Source organism: Sphingobacterium lactis (genome assembly GCF_051951495.1).
Lineage (GTDB): Bacteria > Bacteroidota > Bacteroidia > Sphingobacteriales > Sphingobacteriaceae > Sphingobacterium > Sphingobacterium lactis_A.
The window spans coordinates 639,283-663,870 of sequence record NZ_JBNHAS010000002.1 but is presented as its reverse complement, the minus strand read 5'-3'; the positions used below and the strand labels follow the sequence as shown (position 1 = coordinate 663,870).

22 protein-coding genes are annotated in these 24,588 nt (G+C 39.2%); 13 read left to right on the top strand and 9 right to left on the bottom strand.

What is annotated here, in order from left to right:
• Window positions 1–42: 42 nt before the first annotated feature.
• A complete protein-coding gene (locus tag ACP6L2_RS10510; RefSeq protein WP_440509163.1) occupies window positions 43–1,545 on the top strand; it encodes a TlpA family protein disulfide reductase in 1,503 nt (500 codons plus the stop codon).
• A 67-nt stretch (window positions 1,546–1,612) separates the two neighbouring features.
• On the opposite strand, the gene thrC is transcribed toward ACP6L2_RS10510, so the two are convergent.
• The 3 genes from thrC to thrA are packed head-to-tail and all read right to left on the bottom strand — an operon-like array spanning window position 1,613 to window position 6,431.
• Entirely contained in the window at window positions 1,613–2,920 is a 1,308-nt protein-coding gene (gene thrC / locus ACP6L2_RS10505; RefSeq protein WP_440509161.1) for a threonine synthase, read from the bottom strand.
• A gap of 18 nt (window positions 2,921–2,938) precedes the next feature.
• The gene (locus ACP6L2_RS10500; protein ID WP_440509159.1) at window positions 2,939–3,940 is read right to left on the bottom strand and encodes a homoserine kinase; all 1,002 of its coding nucleotides are present in this window, start codon (window positions 3,938–3,940) and stop codon (window positions 2,939–2,941) included.
• Between the two features lie 43 nt (window positions 3,941–3,983).
• Window positions 3,984–6,431 carry a bifunctional aspartate kinase/homoserine dehydrogenase I gene (gene thrA, locus ACP6L2_RS10495; protein WP_440509157.1) on the bottom strand — a complete coding sequence of 816 codons (2,448 nt, stop codon included), beginning with the start codon at window positions 6,429–6,431 and terminating at the stop codon, window positions 3,984–3,986.
• A 479-nt stretch (window positions 6,432–6,910) separates the two neighbouring features.
• On the opposite strand from thrA, the gene ACP6L2_RS10490 reads away from it, so the two are divergent.
• The gene (locus ACP6L2_RS10490; RefSeq protein ID WP_344672892.1) at window positions 6,911–7,483 is read left to right on the top strand and encodes a C40 family peptidase; all 573 of its coding nucleotides are present in this window, start codon (window positions 6,911–6,913) and stop codon (window positions 7,481–7,483) included.
• A 144-nt stretch (window positions 7,484–7,627) separates the two neighbouring features.
• The gene (locus ACP6L2_RS10485; RefSeq protein ID WP_440509155.1) at window positions 7,628–8,143 is read left to right on the top strand and encodes a phosphoribosyltransferase family protein; all 516 of its coding nucleotides are present in this window, start codon (window positions 7,628–7,630) and stop codon (window positions 8,141–8,143) included.
• 90 nt (window positions 8,144–8,233) lie between these two features.
• Here the strand turns inward: ACP6L2_RS10485 and ACP6L2_RS10480 are convergent, their stop codons facing one another.
• From ACP6L2_RS10480 to ACP6L2_RS10460, 5 genes are all read right to left on the bottom strand, one after another.
• Window positions 8,234–9,688, bottom strand: a complete 1,455-nt coding sequence (locus tag ACP6L2_RS10480) for a LysM peptidoglycan-binding domain-containing protein (RefSeq protein WP_440509153.1) — start codon at window positions 9,686–9,688, stop codon at window positions 8,234–8,236.
• 232 nt (window positions 9,689–9,920) lie between these two features.
• The gene (locus ACP6L2_RS10475) at window positions 9,921–10,127 is read right to left on the bottom strand and encodes a Sec-independent protein translocase subunit TatA/TatB (protein ID WP_440509151.1); all 207 of its coding nucleotides are present in this window, start codon (window positions 10,125–10,127) and stop codon (window positions 9,921–9,923) included.
• A 73-nt stretch (window positions 10,128–10,200) separates the two neighbouring features.
• On the bottom strand, window positions 10,201–11,478 hold the full coding sequence (locus ACP6L2_RS10470; RefSeq protein ID WP_440509150.1) for a murein hydrolase activator EnvC family protein: 1,278 nt from the start codon (window positions 11,476–11,478) through the stop codon (window positions 10,201–10,203).
• A 110-nt stretch (window positions 11,479–11,588) separates the two neighbouring features.
• Window positions 11,589–12,374: a DUF4292 domain-containing protein gene (locus ACP6L2_RS10465; protein ID WP_440509148.1), complete on the bottom strand. Its 786-nt coding sequence runs from the start codon at window positions 12,372–12,374 to the stop codon at window positions 11,589–11,591.
• Entirely contained in the window at window positions 12,352–14,058 is a 1,707-nt protein-coding gene (locus tag ACP6L2_RS10460) for a tetratricopeptide repeat protein (RefSeq protein ID WP_440509147.1), read from the bottom strand. The genes ACP6L2_RS10465 and ACP6L2_RS10460 overlap by 23 nt, the downstream gene beginning before the upstream one ends.
• Before the next feature lie 761 nt (window positions 14,059–14,819).
• Here ACP6L2_RS10460 and rplM point away from each other — a divergent pair.
• The 9 genes from rplM to ACP6L2_RS10415 all read left to right on the top strand — a co-directional run bounded on the left by rplM (window position 14,820) and on the right by ACP6L2_RS10415 (window position 23,046).
• Entirely contained in the window at window positions 14,820–15,263 is a 444-nt protein-coding gene (rplM, locus tag ACP6L2_RS10455; RefSeq protein ID WP_344672899.1) for a 50S ribosomal protein L13, read from the top strand.
• An 11-nt stretch (window positions 15,264–15,274) separates the two neighbouring features.
• Complete coding sequence (rpsI, locus tag ACP6L2_RS10450; RefSeq protein ID WP_344672900.1) at window positions 15,275–15,661, top strand: 30S ribosomal protein S9; 387 nt, start codon at window positions 15,275–15,277, stop codon at window positions 15,659–15,661.
• Window positions 15,662–15,679: 18 nt separating this feature from the next.
• Complete coding sequence (gene rpsB, locus ACP6L2_RS10445) at window positions 15,680–16,486, top strand: 30S ribosomal protein S2 (RefSeq protein ID WP_344672901.1); 807 nt, start codon at window positions 15,680–15,682, stop codon at window positions 16,484–16,486.
• A gap of 226 nt (window positions 16,487–16,712) precedes the next feature.
• A complete protein-coding gene (gene tsf, locus ACP6L2_RS10440; RefSeq protein ID WP_440509144.1) occupies window positions 16,713–17,549 on the top strand; it encodes a translation elongation factor Ts in 837 nt (278 codons plus the stop codon).
• 251 nt (window positions 17,550–17,800) lie between these two features.
• Complete coding sequence (locus ACP6L2_RS10435; protein ID WP_440509143.1) at window positions 17,801–18,862, top strand: AI-2E family transporter; 1,062 nt, start codon at window positions 17,801–17,803, stop codon at window positions 18,860–18,862.
• Window positions 18,863–18,989: 127 nt separating this feature from the next.
• On the top strand, window positions 18,990–19,733 hold the full coding sequence (locus ACP6L2_RS10430) for an SDR family NAD(P)-dependent oxidoreductase (protein WP_440509141.1): 744 nt from the start codon (window positions 18,990–18,992) through the stop codon (window positions 19,731–19,733).
• 118 nt (window positions 19,734–19,851) lie between these two features.
• Window positions 19,852–20,718 carry a methylated-DNA--[protein]-cysteine S-methyltransferase gene (locus tag ACP6L2_RS10425; protein ID WP_440509140.1) on the top strand — a complete coding sequence of 289 codons (867 nt, stop codon included), beginning with the start codon at window positions 19,852–19,854 and terminating at the stop codon, window positions 20,716–20,718.
• Window positions 20,705–21,307, top strand: coding sequence for an alpha-ketoglutarate-dependent dioxygenase AlkB family protein (locus tag ACP6L2_RS10420; RefSeq protein WP_440509138.1), 603 nt, complete (start codon window positions 20,705–20,707; stop codon window positions 21,305–21,307). The genes ACP6L2_RS10425 and ACP6L2_RS10420 overlap by 14 nt, the downstream gene beginning before the upstream one ends.
• Before the next feature lie 149 nt (window positions 21,308–21,456).
• On the top strand, window positions 21,457–23,046 hold the full coding sequence (locus tag ACP6L2_RS10415) for an ABC-F family ATP-binding cassette domain-containing protein (protein ID WP_440509136.1): 1,590 nt from the start codon (window positions 21,457–21,459) through the stop codon (window positions 23,044–23,046).
• 4 nt (window positions 23,047–23,050) lie between these two features.
• Here ACP6L2_RS10415 and ACP6L2_RS10410 read toward each other — a convergent pair whose 3' ends face one another.
• Entirely contained in the window at window positions 23,051–23,179 is a 129-nt protein-coding gene (locus tag ACP6L2_RS10410) for a hypothetical protein (RefSeq protein WP_440509135.1), read from the bottom strand.
• A gap of 98 nt (window positions 23,180–23,277) precedes the next feature.
• Here ACP6L2_RS10410 and ACP6L2_RS10405 point away from each other — a divergent pair, with 98 nt between their 5' ends.
• On the top strand, window positions 23,278–24,588 hold the full coding sequence (locus ACP6L2_RS10405) for a serine hydrolase domain-containing protein (protein WP_440509133.1): 1,311 nt from the start codon (window positions 23,278–23,280) through the stop codon (window positions 24,586–24,588).

Here is a 24,588-nt window from a genome sequence, read left to right as displayed (position 1 = left end):
TCAAAATACTGTATATTAGAGCTGTAACCAATTTGAATTTTTATGAAAACCACACGAATCCTGTGCTATGCACTCATTACGCTATGCACGTTGCCCTTCCTATCTTTTGGTCAACAAATCGAAATTTCTATTAAATCTGATAACATAAAGCCTGAAATCAGAATTTTAGCTCCAGTTAATGGAACCTATTTTTACGACAGTAAAATGGATACGTCCTTGAATCAACAAAATGAACTCAAACTTACTTATCCAGGATCAAATGCAGGAGCATATATCATCAGTTATCTCGGCGCTGGCACCAAGCTGTATTTAAATCCAGGAGACAAAATCCATATTAATTATACCACAGATGCCAATAAGAAAGTTCAAGCTAATATTAGTGGAAATAATCTAGCAGGACAAAAACTGGTAAACACTATAAATAGACCTTTTTATCAACAGGTTGCTGAAAAATACCTCCATAAACACGGCAGCATTGAAGCTGCTCAAGATGCGATCTTCAAGAATATGAACAAAGAAATCGGTCAGTTGGATTCCTTACTTAAAAATAAAGAAATAAATCAAGCTTTCTTAGACATGGCAGCTGCCGAAACAAGAACTTACAACTACTCTTTAGCAGCATTTGCTTTACAAGATTCGATGTATCGCATTAAAAGAGCATTAAAGGATGGCCTATTACCTGATTCCACAGCAAATTACTTCGTCAATAATTGGAAAAAAGTAATTGCTAATTATGACTTTCATGATAAACATAACTTGAACAACAGCAGCTTTATGGATTTATTAGAAATCCGAAATGCATTTGAAGGTTATTACTTTGAACCAAAGACTTTCAAACAAGTCCAAGCTCATGATAAAAAGGACAGCTACCTGGATTTTATGTTTTATTCTTATACCCTGAATCCTGACATCGTAAATGATGAATATGTAACAGCCATGCTGTTCTCCAACACCTTGATGCAGAATAATTTCGAGCAGTTACTTGTTACAAAATTTGATGAATTTAAATTGAAATATCCAAACAGTAATTATTCTCCATACCTAGAACCCGAAATCCAAAAGGTTCGTGAATTCAATCAGAAAGCAGCAGCAAACTTCAGTGAAAACACCCACTTCGTGAAGGATTATGAATCAATTACTGACTTCAAACAAGTACAAGACTATTTTAAAGACAAGTTAGTCTATATCGATCTATGGGCAACCTGGTGCGGACCATGTAAAGCTGAGTTTGCTTATAACAAGGAACTTTCAGAATATACTAAGGCCAATAACATAGTCAAGGTCTTCATTTCAATAGATCGAGATGAATTAGATCAAAAATGGAAAGAAATGATCAAGTATTATGATCTTGAGGGTTACCATATACGAGCTTCGCTGGACCTAGGGAAACAAATAACGGAAATGTTCTCCAAAGATTTTGATGGTCAAAGAGGATTTGGTATCCCCCACTACATCATTATGAAAAATGGCGAAATAGTACAAAAGGATGCTATTCGTCCTAGTAGACTGAAAGACCTAAAAGAACAATTCAAAACTTACCTATAAACTCCATTCACAGCATACAAAAAGGGGAATATCAACATAATATTCCCCTTTTTCATTTTTTCAAAGTCTAACTATTAACGAGCAAATAGGTCTTGAAAACCTGATAATCAACAGGCATCTCGGTTGCTAATTTGGCTTTATCGGCCAATAATTCTGCTCCTTTTGGAAGTTTCACTGCTTTAAAGGCATCTTCTGCTATTGCTTCCGGGAATTTACAAGGATGTGCCGTAGATAAGAATACCGAAGCATAAGTACCAGGATGATCCTTTCTATAATGCTGTGAAGCTAGATAGGCAATCGCTGTATGCGGGCAAGCCACATAGTTAAACGCATCAAATAGTTCGCTCATGCCTTTCTTTGTCTCTTCATCTGTATAAGTATAAGAACTAACCATCGCTTTTAAAGCAACCTGATCTTGTTGAAACATATCCTGTATCCGAACCCAGTTACTTGGATTTCCAACATCCATTGCATTTGCTAAAGTTTGAACAGATGGTTTTGGTTCATATAATCCAGTTTCCAGAAAGCGGGGTACTGTATCATTTACATTGGTAGCAGCTACAAAATGTGTTACCGGTAATCCCATCTTATAAGCTAACAATCCAGCCCCTATATTTCCAAAATTACCACTCGGCACTGTAAATACAACTTCATGTTGTCCCTGAGCTTTCAACTGCGCATATGCCCAGAAATAATAGAATGTCTGCGGAATTAAACGAGCAATGTTAATGGAATTCGCGGAGGTTAAGCGCAGAGATTCATTCAATTCCTGATCATTAAACGCTTGCTTCACCAAAGCCTGACAATCATCAAAAGTACCATCAACCTCAATTGCACGAATATTTTGACCATTGGTCGTTAATTGTTCCTCTTGGACTTTGGAGACTTTCCCTTTCGGATAAAGGATTGTTACTCGCGTTCCTTCAACGCCTAAGAAACCTAAGGCTACAGCTCCACCGGTATCACCCGAGGTTGCTACCAACACATCCAAAAGATCATCCCCTTGTTTGGAGAAATAACCCATCACCCGACTCATAAAACGTGCTCCAAAATCTTTAAAGGCATAAGATGGCCCATGGAATAGCTCTAATACTGCCGTATCTGCACTTAAGAAACGTAATGGAGCATCAAAATTCAAGGCATCATCTATGAGCGCCTTTAGATCCTTATCGGGAATATCATTTCCTATGATGGCTTTAGCCACGGTAAAAGCAATTTCCTGAAAGGAATACATCGGCAGATGTTTCAGAAAATAGGGATCCAATTTTGGAATCTCCTCCGGCATATACAATCCCTTATCTTGCGGCAAGGAGTTAAAAACGGCTTCTTGAAAAGAAACGCGCAAATCTTTATTATTGGTACTGTAGAATTTCATGTTTTTGAAGATTAAAGCTTAAGATTTAGAAAGCACTTTAGGGCCTTCCAGATTAACTGCAGATAAATATTGGAAGCTTTCTATGCCTTGCTGGCTTAGGTGCACCTGTATAGCATCTATGGCTTTCTGAGCAGCTTCCTTTCCTTTGGAAATAGCAACCACCGATGGACCAGAACCTGAAATACCAAAACTCAATACACCAGCTTCTAAGGCTAATTGACGCATTACCTCAAATTCAGGAATCAAGATGGACCTTGTCGGCTCTATCAATACATCTTGCATACTGCGACTAATTAAATCATAATCCGAAGTAAATAAACCCGATACTAAACCTGCGATATTTCCCCATTGGGTAACCGCATCTTTCAAAGCTACCTTCTCCTTAATCAATTGACGGGCATCCCGAGTTGGCACATCCACTTGTGGAAATACAATCCCTGCTACCAAATCCTCCGGAACAGGCAAGTTGATAATATCCAAAGGCTCATAACCTCGAATCAAAGTGATCCCGCCCATTAAGGCCGGAGCAACATTATCGGCATGTCCATGACCACAGGCCAGGCGCTCTCCCTCTACACAGAAAGGCATCAATTCCGCTTTCGTCAATGGCTCCCCCAATAAGGTATTGATAGCAAAAAGACCTGCTACAGTACTGGCAGAACTAGAGCCTAAGCCACTACCTATAGGCATATGCTTGATTAAATCAATACTTACCCCGACTTCATGGCTTAATCCCAAATGCGCCAAATACATCTTGACACAGGCACTTACCGTATTTTTATCCGGATCCAAAGGCAATCGTCCATCATCTCCTTGAATGGAACGTATGGTCACCCCTGGTTCCTCTTTGCGTTCCATAAAAACTTCATCACCGGGATGATCTACGGCAAATCCTAAAATATCAAAACCACAAATCATATTGGCCACAGTTGCCGGTGCAAATACGCGTACTTCTTTTAACCATTTGGAAGAATCCAATGCCACTTGACCTTCCTTTATATCTTCTGCTGAATAGCTCATTTTCGTGTTGTATCTATTTGTAAAAATTAATAAATGGATAGGCTTAAGCACCTACATTGACTAGATCGGCAAATACGCCAGCCGCGGTAACCTCTGCTCCGGCACCTGGCCCTTTAACCACCAATGGTCTTTCTTTATAACGCTCTGTGCAGAAAGAAATGATATTATCAGATCCCGAAAGCGCATAGAATGGATGTTGCTCATCCACCATTTGAAGACTGATTTTGACTTCTCCATTTTCCAAACTCCCGATATAACGGATCACCTTTCCTTGTTCTTCCGCATCCTTTTTCAATTGATTGAAATAATCTTCTGCCTTTAACAGTTCCGTATAGAATTCATCCACAGTACTCGCCTGTAAACAACGCTCAGGAAGAATATTACCTAACTGCACATCAGCAGATTCCAAAGGATATCCAGCATCTCTTGCCAGGATTAACATCTTGCGCATAAAATCAATTCCACCTAAGTCATCTCTTGGATCGGGTTCTGTATAACCTAATTCCTGCGCCTTCTTCACCACATCATAAAAGGATGCATCCCCTTTGAAATTATTAAATATATAAGAAATCGTTCCGGATAGAATAGCCTCAATCCGCAATATACGGTCTCCGCTCAACATTAAATCTTTCAATACACGAACGATAGGTAAGCCTGCTCCAACATTGGTTTCATAAAAGAAATCTACTCCATGCTTCCGAGCTGTTTCATGCAAGCATTTATATTGTTCATAAGAACCCGAATTGGCAATCTTATTACAAGTAACCACCGAGATATTAGATTTAAAGATCTCTTCATAATATGTAGAAGGCAGCTTACTGGCAGTATTATCAATAAAAACACAATTAGGAAGATTCATCGCTTGCATGGCTTGGATAAAAGAACCCAAATCTGCTACTGTTCCATCATTCTCCAACTGCTCTTGCCATTTTGATAGATCAATTCCCTCCTGATTAAAAACCATCTTTCTGGAATTGGAAATACCAACCACTTTGATCTCAATATCATTCTGCTCCAATAGGAAATCATGCTGTTTATGCAATTGCTTGAACAAAGTTGCCCCAATATTTCCTGTACCCACATTAAAAACATAAAGCGTTTTCTTCAGTTCGGCAAAGAAAGCATCATGAACTGCATTGAGTGCTTTGGCTAGATCCTCCTTATTGATAATAACCGAAATGTTAAACTCAGAAGAGCCTTGCGCTATCGCACGTACGTTGATACCGTTTCTACCCAAAGCATGAAACAAACGTCCTGACATACCCGGCGTACGCTTCATATTCTCCCCTACGATAGCTAATATTCCTAAGTCTTCTTCAATTACCGGTACACTTAATTTATTCGCCAATAGCTCCAATTCAAATTCGGTATTGATCAACTGAACCGCCTTATGCGCATCATTAGGATTAACCGCAAAGGTGATACTATGCTCCGATGAGGACTGGGTAATTAGAATTACATTGATTTGCTCTCTTGCCAATAAGGTAAATAAACGACCACTAAATCCAGACTTCCCAACCATACCACTACCGGTAAGATTGATCACTGAAACATCTGAAATGCTGGATATCCCTTTAATCGGGTAACCTGATTTCTCACTTTCAAATTGAATACGTGTACCAGCAAACTCCGGTTGAAAGGTATTACGGATCACAATTGGAATTTTCTTCATAAAAGCAGGAACCATCGTTGGTGGATAGATTACCTTCGCACCAAAGTAAGATAATTCCATTGCCTCGGTATAAGATAAAACCGGTAAGGAGAAAGCCTTTTTAACCACACGAGGGTCAGCTGTCAACATACCATTGACATCTGTCCATATTTCAATTGCTGAGGCATTTAGTACCGAACCGAAGATGGCAGCTGTATAATCGGAGCCCCCTCTCCCAAGGGTAGTTACTCGACCTTGCTCATTCGAACCGATAAAACCAGTCACAAAAAGTAGTTTCCCACTGTGTGTTTGTGCTAAAGCTTGAATAAGTTGATTGGTTAAGGTTTCGTTCAGATGGGCATTTCCAAAATTGGAATCTGTTTTTATATAATAGGAAGCATTGATGTATTCGGATTCTGGTATTTCCTGTTCCATGATCTTTGATACCAGGTAATTGCTGCAACGCTCTCCATAAGAAAGGATCAAGTCCTTGCTTTGCAGACTTAGCTCGCGGAGCGCAAATACCCCTTGGAGCAAGTCTTCCAATTCATTCACCAGTAATTTTAACTTGGTCAACACTGGATTTTGGTACTTGACGGCGATTAACTTTTTGACGACATCAAAATGTTTAGTCTCTAGACTTTTCAAATCGTCCATAAATGAAAGACCTGCTGCAGCATCTTCCGCCATTTTTGTCAACAGGTTGGTAATTCCCGACATAGCCGATAATACAACTAAGGGCTGTTCGCCGGATTCATAAGTCTGTTTGACAATTTGCAAGACGGCTTGGATACTTTCTACGGAACCTACGGATGTTCCGCCAAATTTTAAAATTTTCATGCGAATGCGCTGTTTAAGTGATTGTTTTTTGTTTTAAAATAAAAAAGCCTTCCCCGGTGGAGGAAGGCTTCATATATCTGTACTAATTACTATACAACAGAATCACTTCCTCCGTTGAATTCCCCCGGTGGTAATAATAATTGTGATAATAATAGACGAATAATTCATTAATTCTGCTTTTGTTTTTCCAAATATATTACAATTATTCATATAAAGCCCATCTTTTATTAAAATATTTCAAAAAATACGCTTTTATGCTTTAAATCTTATTTTATTCCATTCAGACAGCTATTTATTGAAATTTTGTAGTGGAATGACTATAAAGAAGAAGTGTTAAAAATGTTAAAACTTTGTTAAAAGACTTAAAAATTGTTTTGAATTCTATACAGTATGTCTTACATTTGCTTCAGCTTGTTGGAAAAATTACAAAAATATCAAGGTAATCAGCAAGTTACATGGTTGTATAAAAAAGCGATTTAATGAAAACAAAGAAACTAGGGGCAGTGATGCTTCTCATAGGCTTATGTCTATTCTCGCAGGCTCAGACTAGCCAGAAGTCATCTGATCCAGATAACCTAGCAAAAGAATACTTCTCTCAAATCATGGGCGTTGCAGCAAACGCCACCAGCAACACGAAACTTTATCAATTTGTATATGAATGGTTAGGAACTCCTTACCGCCTTGGAGGTGACTCGAAACGTGGTATCGACTGTTCTAAATTCTCCCTAGCTGTATATGAAAATGTTTTCAATACAACTATCGGATACAACAGCCGTAACCAATATGATAACGTGACGCCTATTCGCAAAAATGATTTACAAGCTGGAGATTTAGTTTTCTTTAAAATCAGAAGCAGAAGTATTACACACGTAGGTGTATATTTAGGTGATGATAAATTTGCGCACGCTTCTTCCTCTAGAGGTGTTATGGTGAGCAATCTAAATGAAGCTTACTGGAAGCGCTATTATTACAACGGTGGCCGCCCTAAATTAGATGACAACCGTGTCATGACTGCAGATGCCAATAAAAACGAAAAAGGAAACTTAAACTAAGCTACAACACAATCTCGTAAGGTATCTTAATTAAATAAGTTCAAGAATATAAAAATAAAGTCCGAAGGTCATTGCTTTCGGACTTTATTTTTATAAAGATTTGCTAAATTTACCTCCATATATTAATACGACGAAAACGCGAATATGTCTTCTAAGAAAACTCTCATTCTAAACAAAGAGCAGATCCACCAGAAATCAAAGCGGATTGCTTATCAAATCATCGAAGATAATTTTGACGAACCTGCCATTGTATTGGTCGGGATTGCTGACCGTGGATATGTCTTTGCACAACGTCTTCAGAAGTTATTGCAAGAGATCGCTCCAGACAAATCCATCGAATTGCTAAGGGTCTCTATCGAAAAGACCAAACGCAACCTGGAATCTACTACTGATGGTGATTTGGATATTGCCAAGAATAAAGTGGTCATCTTAATTGATGATGTGTTAAATAGCGGTAGAACCTTAGCCTATGGTCTAGGTGTATTTATCAATATCCCTTTAAAACGCATGCGTACTGCGGTTCTTATTGACCGTAGTCACCATCAATTCCCCGTATTCAGCGACTACTATGGCTTGAAGTTATCAACCATTCTTAAAGAGCATGTAGAAGTCGTATTGGAAGAATTTGATCATACCGAAGATGCAGCCTACCTATCTTAAGCATAAGGTAGAAACAACATATCATAAAGTAGCCCTTTGCGAATGCAAAGGGCTACTTTATTTGGAAAGTATTAAATCCAGGAACAGAAATTAACTGTTCCCCTTATATACTTTTAATTTTTGACCAATACGTAGGTTTGAACCTTTCAAATTATTATCAGATTTTAGACGGCTAACACTTGATCCTTTATATTTCTGAACGATATCCGATAAGGTATCTCCTTTTCTCACGGTATGCGTCACATAGCTTAGACTAGTCTTCTTTGCTACGCTCGTTTTAACGGCCGCTACGACCTTATTAGGCAATTCGTCGTCCATAGACTTAGCAACAACAAGATTACGCCCTAGAACGGAGGAATTGGCACTTAATCCATTCCATGCACGTAGGTTCTGTACAGTAACCCCATATTTATAAGCAATGGATTGCTGCGATTCACCTTTTTGTCCACGGTGGTACTTTGTTTCCTCAGCATCTACTGCTGCAAGTACAGCTTTTGTTTCTACCGCAGGTTGAGAATACAATGCCGAATAAATCTCCGAATCGCTCATTTCGCGTTGAAAAGGCAAGACCAAACGTCTAGGCTTTTCTACTGAAGCCGTAACTTGACTGCGCTTAAAAGCCGGATTGAATTCTTTTAAGACATCCATTGAAATCCCCAGATTCTTAGCCAGATTATCCAAACTAATGGATCGATCCAACATCATGACTTTACTCTCCATTTGAAGGTTATTCGACTGCGCATTTAAGCCATACAATTCAGCATGGTTCAACACGTAGGTCATCGCAACAAATTTCGGTATGTAATTTTGGGTTTCTTTAGGTAAAAATGGAGATAGCTCCCAATAGGTTGGGTTATTCATGCCCGAACGTTGAATCGCTCGGCGTACGCAGCCACGACCACAATTGTACGAAGCAAGTGCCAACAACCAATCGTTAAACTCGTCATAGGCTTCCTTTAAATAGGTTGTAACCGCATAAGTGGAGGAATATACATCCTTACGCTCATCATAAGTCCCATCCATACTCAGATGATACAATTTGGCTGTTCCATAAATAAACTGCCAAGGCCCTAAAGCACCTGATGTGGAAAGTGTATGTGGATTTAGAGAGGATTCTACTACTGAAAGGTATTTCACTTCTTCAGGAATGCCCTGTTCCGCAAATATCTGCTCGTAGATCGGGAAATAATAATCCCCTAAACCGAGCAGCTTCTCCATATAAGGTTTGTAATTTCTGGAAATATACTTATCCAGATAGGCCTTTACACGACCATTGTATTCCAAAGGAACCGTCTTTTGAATTCTTTGAATACGCTGAGCGATATTAACATCTTCATCAGTAAATACGATGTTACCTCCATTTACGGTCTTGATGGAATCCAATTGTAACGAAATGGACTCTTTTTGTCTTTCAATTTGACCGATTAGGGTAGTTTGTACATTCTCGGTAAAACCGGAAGCTTCAATGGACACTTCTTGGGCATGGCCCAACTTAAGAAAAACACTTAAGCCTATTGTCACTAGGAAACTAATCTTTTTGTTCATAAGTATTGTGGGTACTGGTAAACTTTAGTTTTTAGTTCTTCGCTAATCGTTGGCGAACTGTTTACATATTTTTGGTTAGTTCATCCTTTCGGATTTTTTTATTCAATGCTACTTTAAGTAACATTTCTCAGGATAAAACCCTTTGTTTTAGCCCTGGGATACAAATAAAAAAAGTTTCATTAAACAGGTGTTGTCTAATGAAACTTCTCTTAATTATGGATAACAATCACAATTACGCTTGGTTATTGTTGGTATTGTTATTCGTTGTTTCTTCTTTTGCATTAGGATCTACTTTTTGGCCCTCTTTAAATTCCTTTACGCCACGACCCAATCCACGCATCAATTCAGGAATTTTCTTACCCCCAAATAATAATAATGCCAGTACCACAATGATAATGATCTCATTTGTACCGATAAATAATAACCCTGATGTGTACATATTTAATAATTTACTAATTCTTCCTTAAAGTATATCTAACAAATATAGATATAAAAATATAAATAACCTGTAACTATCTTGCTATCCACTGTGTAGGATTCACCGGAGTTTGTCCTTTGAAAATGTTCAAGTCAACATAGGAATAACCTGCTTCTGAATCAGAATCTGCAGCTCCTAATACGGTTCCAGTTCCTACTTTTTGTCCTCGACTCACGTTAGAAGATTTCAAGTTTGAGTACACTGAGAAGTATTCCCCGTGCTGTACAATTACGGCTGTGGTTCCCATATTAACAACCTCGATTACCGTTCCTTCAAAGATGGCTTTTACAGGTGAACCGTCCGATGTACGAATACGGATGTAATCGTAGAAGTCATGAACGCCACGCTCAACAACCACAGATCCGAAGTTACGAACGATATTACCCTGCGATACTGGCCATGGTAAACGGCCTCGGTTTGAAGAGAATCCTGCTGACAACTTCGCTGCCTCAGGTGTAGAGTTCAATACGGCAGAACCTGTTTTCTTAACAACTTTCTTCTCAGCTTCAGCAACCGTTGTTCCTGATTTTTTAGCCTCGGCTTCAACTTCTCGTTTTCTACGTTCTTCCGCTAAACGACGAGCAGCTTCCATTTCACGGGCAACCGCCGACTTAATACGAGCATCCAAACGCTTACGCTCCTGTTGTTTACTCGACAATTGACCGCGGAATCCACGCTCCTCTTTCGCCAATTTATTTAATTCGCTCGAGTGTGCCGCTTTATCCTTGGCAATAATGTTACGCTCCTTCTCCTGCTCTTTTAACAGTGCCTGTTGCGTTTGCTTGTCTCTTTGTAACTGTGCTAGCTTAAGTTCGATTTGTTTTTTATGGCCTTCAATCTCTGAAACCTTCACCTTACGTGCATCGGTAAACTGCTGTAGATACTTGACACGTTTAAAAGCTTGGTTAAAATCTTTGGAGGCGAAGATGAACATCATCTTGTTGTAACCGTTTTTATTGCGGAAGGCAAAAAGAATCATCTTTTCATAGTCCTTACGCAATTTCTCCAACTCCTCTTTGAGCTTTTCAACGATCTTATTGTTGGAGTTGATGTTGCTCTGTATGATACGAAGCTCACTGTTGATGGTTCCGATTTTATTTTCACGAAGGTCCAATTGCTTGCTTAAAGCCGCTACCTCGCGTTGGGAAAGTATCTTCTCTGCTGTTTTGGCGGTCAATACTTTTTGAAGGTCAGCAATCTCCCGATCAATTCGCTCACGTTGTTTTTTCAGTTCGGCGCTACTTTGTCCGTAACTGAAACTTACGAGAAATAATACGGAAATAATGCTTAATACTATCTTTTTAAAATCCATGAACCACTTTATTCTATTCTTGTCGCTAATTAAAACTTCCAAAAATAAGGATATACTCCATACGAAAACAAAAAAATGAATAATTTATTTCCGAACCATGGAGTTACTAATTAATTGATAACCTTATAGCTGGACGGCACTTTGAACGGCATTTCTGCTGTTGTGTTAAATTCGGCCTTGTTATAAGCCAGGTCTGAATTGACTTTTACGCCATCTCCTTCAATGTTTAACGTGAAACGATTCGGAAAATTGTAACCCCCGATCATCTGATAATCGCTATAGGTCGCCTCCAGTTTATTGGACTTACCCAATTCCATCAAATTGAAATTAAATGGTCGGTTGGCATTGTTCACTCCATAATGAAAGGTCAAACCATCGCGAACACCAATAATCTGTACATCATCCGTACTGCTCGCCACCTGCAATTGTTCGGTTCGTAACATCTCCACCGAAATATTCCCCAACAGAATATCCTCTAACATTTTATAGCTAATATTCGGGTTGGTGTATTTATAGATATAGGAAAAAGGTTTAGCTATGTACTCTCCTTGCATCTTGTTCATGATTTTCACGCTATCTGGAGTGATCATCACGCGTGCAGCCTCAATACCTAGTAAGGCAGTAACCGAAATCCAAATTGCTTTTCCGCGATCGATTCTTAGATTTAATGTCACATTCTGGGAGTCCTTACCCATCTGTACCTTTGCTTTGGCTCTGCCGCTGAATGTATGGTAATTCAAATTACTCAATTCAAAATTCTTTAACAGCTGCTCATTATTCGTTGCCTTAGGCAAGGTTGAATCTATCTTTACGGTTCTTTTTTTAGTCCCACATGCACTGATCAGCATGAGTACCGCCATAAAGAAACTTAGTTTAGTCAATATATTTCTTCTCACTTATTTTCTTTTTTAACTTATCTACATCCACAGAACCTTTGTTGGTCATGCTCAAGGCCCGCTCCCATTGTTTAACTGCTTCCTTCGATCGGCCTAATTGAATAAGGATATCTCCATAATGATCTAACAAAGTCGCCGATGTCTCCGAATTTTTTAATGCCAGTTCAATCCAATACAGGGCTTCCTTGTATTTTTCCTGTTGAAATAAAACCCAAGCATAGGTGTCTTGAAATGTTCCGGAATTTTTCTCCAGTTTATTCGCCTGTTCGGCATACTTCGCTGCTTTATCCAATTTCTCCTTTCTAAGGGACAGGTAATAGGCATAATTATTCATGGCATTGGAATTGGCACTATCTAATTTGATAGCTTCCTCATAGGCCACATCCGATTCCGCATACAATTTCAATTCATTGTATAAATCTCCTAAGGAACTATAAATCATAGATTGCACCATAGGATCATCATCAACACTTCGGTCTAAGGCAGCTTCTAAAAACTTCCTTGCCTCAGCATGATCCTTTTTCATCATATGTGCCACCCCAATAAAATAAGATAGCATCACATTACCTGGATGACGCTGTAAGCCTTCCATTCCATCGGTAATAGCCAAGCTAACTTTATTCATCGCCAAGTCTATATTGACCAATTTTCGCCATGCATCAATTAATTGTGGCTGCATGGCAACAGCTGTTAAATAAAGCGAACGTGCCTGATCCATTTCTCCTTTTTGCCAAAGTACATCGCCTTTGAACATGTGCGAATCGGCAATACGCGGATATTTTAACACGAGGAGGTTGGCTAATTCCTGCTTTTGATCGATGCTGAAATCCGCTGGTTCATTCATGACTTTAAACATCGCACGGTGCTTATCAAAGTAATTCACTGTCTCCGATCCAAAAGCTTTCTTCAGGCTTTCATAAGCTGGTTTAGATTTCTTCTGCGCCAAATAGGCATCTGCAAGATCCAAATACAGCAAATCATCTTTACTGTTTTGCAAACCTTCTTCCAAGACAGTTAGTGCATCTTTAAAATTTGAAGCATCAACATAAATATAGCTTAAACTGCTATACACCTGACGAATCTGGGTTTTCTTCTCTCGCCAAGGTTTTAAGGCTTCTGCCGCTTCCCTTGGACGATCCAAATCCATTAATATCTCCGCCTTTAACACATCTAAGGTATCGGATACACCAAACTTAGCTTTTGTTTCATCATAAACCTTCAATGCTTCCAACGATAACTTGGCGGAATGCATGAGCATTATCTTTTCCCGGTATAATTGCGGATTATCTTTTTGGTCTGCTATTAATTTATCAAGAAAAACTATCGCATCCTCATAATCTTCACTCGCCTTATAGAGTTCAAGAAGGTGATTTTTGTACAGCATATTATCCGGGGATTTCTCCACTGCCTGCTCTGCAGCAGGAATGGCTACATCAAAATTCCGTACTTGTGCATACAAGAGGGATTTGGCATAATATAAATCAGAACCATTGGGGTATTGCTGTAGGGTTTCCTCAATTATTGCCAAGGCACCGCCAATATCACCCTTTTTCAATTGACTTTCTACCGCTGCCAATTGGGCTTTATAGCCATTATCATTCTTTAAATCCTGCGCAAATACGACCTGCCCAATGCTTAGCATTAAACCCAACAACAACGATTTGCTCCAAAAATTCTTTCTCATCTAAACGTCCAATTAACATTTACCTAATCCTTCGGCCCTTCCTAGACCTAGCTAAAACAAGGTAATAAATTAATTTTAAAGAGCACAAAAATCAATAAAAGTTTAATGCCCTCCTATTTAAATAATGTTAATTAATCGAGAAACCGCATTCGTAATGAACCTGTAGATCAAAAACAACAACAAGAACAAGGCTTACGGTTTACCTCTAGTTTTCGATGATATTCCTTAGGGATGACTTCGTTACTCTAAGGGAATTCCTTTGAATCTGATAGGGATCTTGTTCGGATCTCGTTCGCTTCTAACCGAACGAGATCCGAAGGAGTTCCGAACAAGTTCCGAAGGAGATCCGAAGAAGTGTCGAATAAAACCCCTGTGAGAGACGTTGAGACTACAGACAAAAGACAGCAGAAATAGATGTGAGATAGGGGTCCGCTTCGCTATGAGATATGAGATATAATGTGGGTTATATCACTTACAACTCAGAGCAAAGCGAAGAGTCTGAGCCCTATGGGCAGTAGTATATATAGTACGGAGTATTTAGATCTATTGGCGAATAATGTCTTTTATCTGTTGTCTTTTATCTGATGTCTCATCTAACAGCGAAGCGGTCTCACATCTCTATGTGATTAGGTTGTTCAAATAACTGAGGAATAGGGTTAAAATTTCTTTTGACAATTGAAAATAAATATTGTACCTTTGCAGACCTTATTGTAGTGATTACAGAAGGGATAAAACAATATTAATTAATTAAATAAAAGCAAGTGAATACGTTAAGTTACAAAACTGTCTCTGCTAACAAGAACACCGTTAACAAAGAGTGGATCGTTGTTGACGCTGAAGGCGAGATTTTGGGGCGCTTGGCCAGCGAGATTGCTAAGGTAATCCGTGGAAAACACAAGCCTTCATTCACCCCACACGTAGACTGTGGAGATAACGTGATCGTTATCAACGCAGACAAAGTTAGAATGACTGGAAACAAATTAGGCGACAAAGTATATGTTCGCTACACAGGCTACCCAGGTGGTCAGCGTTTTGTTTCTCCGAAGGAGTTGATGGCAAAACACCCAGAGCGCATCATTGAGAAAGCGGTACGCGGGATGTTACCTAAGAATCGTTTAGGACGTCAATTATTTAAAAACCTTTATGTATATGCTGGAACTGAGCATAAGCATGAGGCACAGAATCCAAAACCAGTTAAATTTTAAGGAGAACGACCATGTCAACAACTAACACTTCAGGAAGAAGAAAAACTGCTGTTGCCCGCATCTACTTAGCAGCTGGCGACGGAAACATTACCGTAAACGGTAAAGATTATAAGGTATATTTTCCAACATTACCTTTGCAATACATTGTTACTCAATCATTATTGGTAGCAGAGTCTCTTGCAAATTTTGACATTAAAGTTAACGTTCAAGGTGGTGGGGTAAAAGGTCAAGCGGAAGCAGTTCGTTTAGCGATTGCAAAAGCATTAGTAGAGCTTAACCCAGAGGTAAAACCTGCATTACGCGCGAAAGGTTTAATGACACGTGATGACCGTATGGTTGAGCGTAAAAAACCAGGACGTCGTAAAGCACGTAGAAGGTTCCAATTCAGTAAACGTTAATATTAGGAGGATCAAAAAATGGCAAGAACAACATATCAAGAATTATTGGATGCAGGTGTTCACTTTGGTCACCTTACTCGTAAGTGGGATCCGAAAATGGCTAAGTACATTTTCATGGAACGCAACGGTATCCACATTATTGACTTGAACAAAACGCTTACGAAGTTAGATGAGGCTGCATCAGCAATCAAACAAATCGTAAAATCAGGTCGTAAAGTATTATTTGTAGCGACAAAGAAACAAGCAAAAGAAATTATCGCTGAACAAGCAAAAGCAGTAAACATGCCTTTCGTAACAGAACGTTGGTTAGGTGGTATGTTAACTAACTTCGCGACAGTACGTAAATCAATTAAGAAAATGTCTAACATCGACAAGATGCAAAAAGACGGAACTTATGATGTATTGTCTAAGAAAGAGAAGTTAATGATTCAACGTGAGCGCGTAAAATTAGAGAGCCTATTAGGTGGTATCGCTGATTTGAACCGTTTACCTGCAGCTTTGTTCATCATCGACGTTAAGAAAGAGCACATTGCAGTAGCAGAAGCGATGAAATTAAACATCCCTACTTTTGCAATGGTTGATACAAACTCTGACCCTACAAACATCGATTTCCCAATCCCTGCGAATGATGATGCGACTAAATCCATCAGCTTAATCGCTAGTGTAATTGGTAAAGCAATCACTGAAGGATTAGAAGAGCGTAAGCGCGATAAAGAAGAGGACGCGGAAAAAGAAGCAGCAGCGGCTAAAGCAGCTGTAGACAATGGTGAAGCTACTGAAGCGACTCCAGGAAAACGCACTCGTAAAGCGAAAGACGTAGAATAATTTTATTCTAACCTATAAGCCGGATAGACAAGTGTTGGTTTCTGGAAGATGAACTTCCTTTTACCGCCCCTGTCTTTCCGGTTTTTTGCTAACAAGCAAAACCCAAAAGCCCGAAATTGGCTTGAAAAAGCCAAAAAGAGGGGGAAAACATTAAAAATTAACATACTGTTGTTTTACTGTAAACAGGATGTTAACACATCAATTGTAATTTTATAAAAAAAATACTATGTCAGTACAAATTTCTGCATCAGATGTAAACAAATTGCGTCAACAAACTGGCGCTGGTATGATGGACTGTAAAAAAGCCTTAGTGGAAGCTAATGGTGATTTCGAAGCTGCTGTAGACTACCTACGTAAAAAAGGTGCTAAAGTTGCTGCTAGCCGTCAAGACCGCGATTCAAACGAAGGAGTAATCATTGCTAAAGCATCAGCTGATGGCAAATCAGGTATCGTAGTTGAAGTAAACTGTGAGACTGACTTCGTAGCTAAAAACGCTGACTTCGTAGCATTCGCAGAATCAGTTGCTGATCTTGCATTAGCAAATAACCCAGCTACATTGGAAGACCTTAAAGCATTAGAAATCGGTGGTGTTAAAATCGCTGATGCTTTGATCGACCAAACTGGTAAAATCGGTGAGAAAATCGACGTTTCTAAATACGAGTCGGTAACTGCTGAGAAAGTTGTTGCTTACATCCACGGTAACTACCGTTTAGGTGTATTAGTAGGTCTTTCAGCTGATGTTGCTGGAGCTGATGACGCTGGAAAAGACGTAGCTATGCAAATCGCTGCTATGAACCCAGTTGCTATCGATAAAGACGGTGTTGATTCTAAAACTATCGAGCGTGAGCTTGAAATCGCTAAAGATCAAATCCGTGCAGAAGGTAAACCAGAAGAAATGGTTGAGAAAATCGCTGCTGGTAAATTGAACAAATTCTACAAAGACTCTACTTTATTGAACCAAGAGTTCGTAAAAGATTCTTCTAAGAATATCGCTCAATTCCTTGACTCTGTAGCTAAAGGATTAACTGTAACTGCTTTCAAACGTGTACAATTAGGCGCGTAAGCAGTAAGCCATAAAAAAAGCCCCCATTCTGAAAAAGAATGGGGGCTTTTTTAGTATTTAGTATTAAAACCTATAGGCGGGATAGCAATAACGTCATTTACAACTCTTCGCTTCGCTCTGAGTTGTAAATAACAAGTCTTTTATCCCGACATAGGTCTAATTACTAAATACTAATTACTATCTACTGCCCGCAGGGCTTTGCAGCGGTCTCAAATCTTTTCCTTATTTTGCTGCTAAATTTTATGTTGGGTATGAGAGTTAAGCAAATCAACAACAATTCCATCAATCAGATCATGCTAATTTCCATTATCATTTTGATCTGTATTGTCATTTTTAAGAATCTATATTACTATTTACCTGGATTCTTAGGGGCTATTACCCTATATATTCTTTTTAGAAAGGGCTATTTTACCTTGACTGAAAAGAGAGGATGGAATAAGATTTTGACGAGTTTGCTTTTCATACTACTCTCTCTGGTATTTATTGTCTTGCCGATATGGGCGATTGTGGATTATTTGGTTCCGCAGATAAGTTCTTTTGCGAATAATACAGATAAGATTGTTGCGCAGTTTAACCTATTGAAGGAATATATGTCAGACAAGCCCTTCCTGAAGGATATCGACATGTCAGATGAGGCATTGCTGGCGATCTTACAGCGTTTCACGAAATATGTACCGAGTATTTTGAACTCTGTGGCTGAAATCACCATCAATATTTTGGTTACCTTCTTTGTACTGTATTTTATGCAGGTGCATGGTCGACGAATGGAACAATATATTGTGAAAGGGATTCCATTTTCTCCGAAGAGTAAATCGGAGATTTGGACAGAGGTTGATTCCATGGTACGCTCGAATGCTATCGGTATTCCTATTTTAGGCTTGTGTCAAGGCGTTGTTGCTATGCTAGGCTATTGGATATTCGATGCAGATAATTTTATCTTGATGGGCATCCTAACAGGGATTGCGTCCATTGTGCCGGTCTTAGGAACAATGACCATCTATGTGCCTTTGGGAATAATCACCTTAGCGGCTGGTCAAACTGGAAATGGAATTGGTATTCTACTCTATGGCTTCCTATTGGTGGGAAGTATCGATAATATCTTACGCTTTACTATCCTTAAAACTTTGGGAAATGTCCCACCCCTTATTACCTTATTTGGGGTGTTATTGGGATTGAAACTCTTTGGTATGTTGGGATTGATATTCGGTCCATTAATCCTTTCATCTGTTGGTGTGCTTATTAAAGTGTATGCCAATGAATATGGTAAAGGGAGTCCTATACTCCTGGAGGAGGATTATAAGAATACACCTTAAAGATTATCAAGAATTTGTAAGCTTTGCTTTCTATTTTCCTATTTAAGTCATAAACAGCAAAAGGCTGATTTCTATTCTATTTTTCTAGGGATAAGTTGTTTACATTGTATAAAAAAACGCAATACTTATGAAACAACTTGATAACAAAGTAGCCATTGTGACTGGTGGTGCTTCAGGAATTGGGAAGGCTATCGTAGAATTATTCGTGAAAGAGGGTGCTAAGGTGGTCATTTCCGATGTGAATGATAAACTGGGGAATGAATTGATCAACAGCCTTGGCGATGCCGATGTTATTTTCATCAAAGCGGATTCTTCATCAGCTGCGGATAATCAAAAGATTGTAGAAGCTGCCATTGAGAATTTCGGTGCTTTACATATTGCGGTCAACAATGCGGGGATTGGTGGTGATGCTGCTCCTGTTGGCGAGTTATCCATTGAAAGTTGGAATAAGGTTATCAATATCAACTTAAACGGTGTTTTCTATGGTATGCATTATCAGTTGCCTGAAATTGCCAAAGTTGGTGGTAGTATCATCAATATGGCTTCTATTTTAGGTTCTGTAGGATTTGCTAATTCTTCTGCTTATGTAGCTGCGAAACACGGTGTAGTTGGATTGACGAAAACTGCCGGTTGGGAGTATGCTACAAAAGGGGTACGCGTCAATGCAATTGGCCCTGGTTTTATCAGTACGCCATTGGTTGAAAAAGCCATGAATGAAGAGAGTTTAAAATTCTTAGAAAGCCAACATGCCTTCCAACGACTGGGTAAACCTTCTGAGGTTGCTGAGTTAGCTCTGTGGTTAGCATCGGATAAATCATCCTTTGTAACCGCATCATATTATCCGGTAGATGGCGGATATTTAGCCAAGTAATAGTATATTAATTTTGTATATTGAAGGCATCTACCATATGGGGATGCCTTTTTTTGGCGAAGATAAAATACAGCAAGAAACGGATTTTATTTTCCTAGAAAAGGATAGAAATTTGGGTATGGAAAAAACACAACAAGAATTGAACTATGAGCGTATTGCCTCGGCAATCACTTATCTTCAAGACAATTTTCAGAAAAAGCCAAGTTTGGATGAACTGGCAGAACATGTGCATTTAAGTCCATTTCATTTTCAACGTTTATTCACCGAATGGGCTGGTACTAGTCCAAAGAAATTCTTGCAATTCCTTCAATTAGAATATGCTAAAAAGCTCCTTCGAGAAAAGGAATATAACCTATTTGACACGCATGTACTCACCGGTGTCAGCAGTACCAGCAGATTGCATGATTTATTTGTTCACATCGAAGGAATGAGCCCAGCCGAGTTCAAGCAAGCTGGAGAAGGCTTAACCTTATCGTACAGCTTTCAAAGCAGTCCCTTTGGTCGTTGTCTATTAGCATCTACCGACAAGGGCTTATGTTATATGGCCTTTATCAAAGACGAAGAACAAGGCATCGCTGATCTTCAGAAACGATTTGAACAAGCGCATCTGAAGGAGGAGCTCACACCCATTCATACCGAGGCAATGCGCATCTTCGATCAGGAGGATGGCTCATTAGCAAATATAAAACTACATCTGAAAGGCACTGCCTTTCAATTGAAAGTATGGCAAGCTTTATTACAGATTCCTACAGGAGAAGTTAGGACCTATCAAGCTATTGCAGAGCAGATCGATAAACCGACAGCTTCTCGGGCGGTTGGTACAGCTATTGGGCAGAACCCCATTGCTTTTTTAATCCCTTGCCATCGGGTAATACAGCGTTCAGGGCATACTGGAGGTTATCATTGGGAACCGATCAGAAAGACCTTAATGTTGGGATGGGAACAGGCGCATACAACAAATAGCAATAACCATGAAACTATTTAACGAGGCAGATCCGCAGCGAAATTACCTGCCCTATGATGGGACAGTGAATTACTATGGCATCATCACGGATAAACAGGAATATTTCTATGATGTTTTATGGAAGAAAGTTGCTTGGAAACCCGATCAGGCAATCATTTTCGGTAAGCATCTGGAAACAAAAAGAAAGGTGGCCTGGTATGGAGATAAACGATTTGAATACAGCTATTCCGGTATTCAGAAAGTGGCTATGCCCTGGATTGAAGAATTGCTTGAACTCAAGGAAATGGTGGAATCAGTATCGGGTGAAACCTACAATTCCTGTTTGCTGAATCTCTATCATGATGGGTCTGAAGGCATGGCTTGGCATTCTGATGGTGAAAAGGACTTAAAGAAAAATGGTGCCATTGCTTCTCTTACCTTTGGTGCTGAACGTAAGTTTTCCTTTAAGCATAAACAAAGTAAAGAACGGATCGATATGCTGCTGGAGAATGGCAGCTTACTGGTCATGAAGGATACGACACAAAGCCATTGGATGCATAGGCTCCCTCCTACCAAACAGCTTCATGGACCTAGGATAAACTTAACATTTCGAACCATTGTCGGTCTCTAAAGACTATCGTGGCTAGCATTTAAGAGAAAATTTGTACCTTTGCCTAACACAAAGAAAAAAATCTATATGTAATATTCAGTTCTTTCCGCCCATTCATACAGTTTCCATAAAGGAAATGTTGATTGTTTTACCCTTTAGCGAAAAGAATTATGCTGATATTACAAAAAGCCACCTATATACATCCAAATAAAGAGGTCCTTTTTCAGGATCTAAACTTTGTAGTCAATAAAAACGAGAAAATTGCCTTAATAGGCAATAATGGAACTGGTAAATCGACCTTATTAAAGATTATTGCCGGACAATTGCCATTAAATTCTGGGCTGTTGCAAGTTGAATCCATGCCCTACTATATCCCTCAGAACTTAGATGCTTATCAAGATAAAAGTATCGCAGAAGCATTAGGCATTTCAGAGAAATGGAATGCCCTGCAGGAAATACTAGCTGGAGAAGCCAATGAGCAGAACATGGAGATTCTCAATGATGACTGGACATTGGAAGATCGAGTACTCCAAGCTTTGGAAAAATGGGACTTAGCTGATATTACTTTGGATACTTCCTTATCTCAACTAAGTGGAGGTCAGAAAACCAAGGTATTCTTAGCTGGAATAACAATTCACGAACCTGAGTTTATTCTGTTGGATGAACCAAGCAATCATTTGGATAAGCCTGCTAGAAAGCAATTGTATGATTTCATAGAAAACAGCAATTCGACCATCCTATTAGTAAGCCATGACCGACAACTGTTGCAGTTGATACCATATATGGCCGAACTATCTCAAGGAAGCATAAAACGTTATGGCGGAAATTATGATTTCTTTGTGGAGCAAAAAGAAATCGAACAAACATCCTTAAGCAATCAGGTACAGAATCAGCAAAAGGAATTGCGTAAGGCGAAGGACAAAGAAAGAGAAGCGATTGAGCGTCAAAATAAATTAAATGCTAGAGGGAAGAAAAAACAGGAAGCAGCAGGCATTCCCAAGATTCTGATGGGCGCTTTAAAGAACAAAGCTGAAGGCAGTAGTTCCAAATTGAAATCGGTGCATGAGGATAAGATATCGGGTATTCGAAGTCAATTAAGTGATCTTCGCGCTCAATTACCGGAGATTGATCAGATGCAATTCAATTTTGATGAATCTGGCCTACATCTAGGGAAACTGTTAATTGAAGCAAAGGAAATCAACTATGAAATAAAGGATCGTATGCTCTGGAAGGAGGATATAACCTTACAAATACGATCAGGAGAGCGAATTCACATTCAAAGAGCGAATGGCAGTGGAAAGACCACGCTAATTAAAATGCTCTTGAATAAATTAGAACCTTCAAAAGGCAGTATTCAGTCTAATAGCAGGCGATATATCTATATTGATCAGGAGTATTCACTGGTACAGACAAATTTATCGGTTTATGAGATGGCACAATCATTTAACAACAGTGGTTTGCAGGAGCATGACATAAAGATACGCTTAAACAGATTCTTATTTGGTAAAGATGCTTGGGACAAAAACTGTCTGAGTCTAAGTGGAGGAGAAAGGATGCGATTATTGTTATGCTGTTTAAATATTTCCACCCAGGCACCAGATATTATGGTACTTGATGAACCTACGAACAACATCGACTTGCAAAATATTATCATTCTCACAGAAGCCTTGAAGAATTTCAAGGGGACAATAATGGTTGTATCCCACGATGAAAATTTCATATTGGATTTACAAGTGAACAGGGAAATCAGCTTACTATAAAAGATTACTTTCTAGCAATCGTGATATAGGTCGCACCAATAAATAGCTTGTTTTTAAATTCAATGGAATCCTTGTTTGTTTTCAGCGAATCCATTAAACCATTAATATCAAATCCAACCTTCTCAGTTGACACAAGTTGCACCCGATAAGCCTAAGGTTGTAGGATTTGGTAATATTAAAACAATTTGATGATTCTACATATTTGTAAAGTAGCAGATCACAATAAACACTATGAAACATTTCTCCATTTTATCCATTGCATTAATGATTAGTATGAATTTGAATGCTCAACAGCCACTAACTGCAGAACAATCCGACCCTAAGGTGATGGGTTGGATGCAAGGCTTCCCACCTGCAAAAGACAGGTCAGTATCCTTATTTGATGGTACTTTTTTTGAATTTCCTGCGTTGCGTTATAGCGTGTGTCATATGCGGGAATTCTTTCCAACTAAGGTTGTAAAATCGGCAGATAAAGACCGTTATCAATTTGATGAGGCTCTTGATTCTTCAATCAGTAAAATAGAGTTTATGCCCTTAGGAGAAAAGAAAGCGATGACTTTTGAGGAATCCTTAGCGAAGAATTATACGGATGGTATTTTAATCTTACATAAGGGCAAGGTAGTTTATGAGCGCTATTTTGGGGAATTAACTGCAGATGGAACCCATGCCGTCATGTCGGTTAGTAAGACTTTTACAGGAACATTAGGTGCTATGCTCTTAGCTGAAGGAATAATGGATGAACATAAGCTGGTGAAAGAATATGTACCGGAACTTGCCAATTCAGCATTTGGAGATGCTACTGTACGTCAAGTACTGGATATGACGACCTCCTTGGATTACAGTGAGGATTATGCTGATCCAAAAGCAGATGTATGGATCTTTTCCGCTGCAGGCAACCCTACTCCTCTACCCAAAGATTATACAGGCCCTACTAATTATTATGAATACTTGGAAACTGTAAAAAAAGCAGGTGAACACGGAAAGGCTTTTGGTTATAAAACGATTAACACGGATGCTATGGGTTGGATCATTAGCAAGGTGACGGGCAAGAGCATTCCAGATCTTTTGTCAGAGCGTATTTGGCGACCTATAGGCGCGAATTATGATGGCTACTACCAAATAGACCGTGCAGGGATTGCCTTCGCAGGAGGAGGCTTTAATGCCAACCTACGTGACTTAGGTATGTTCGGCGAGATGATTCGTAAAGACGGATATTTTAATGGCAAGCAAGTATTGCCTCAAGCTGCAATAGCAGATATCCGCAAAGGAGGAAAGCAAGCTGACTTCGCCAAAGCGGGATACAGCAATCTAAAGAATTGGAGTTATAGAAATATGTGGTGGATGAACCATAATGATAATGGCGCATTCTCAGCAAGAGGAGTACATGGTCAAACCATCTATATTGATCCTAAAGCAGAGATGGTATTTATTCGATTAGCATCTCATCATACAGCTAGCAATACAGCTAACGACCCTTATTCCCTACCAGCCTACCAAGCAGTTGCTGATTATCTAATGAAGAAAAAAGAAAGCATGCACTAG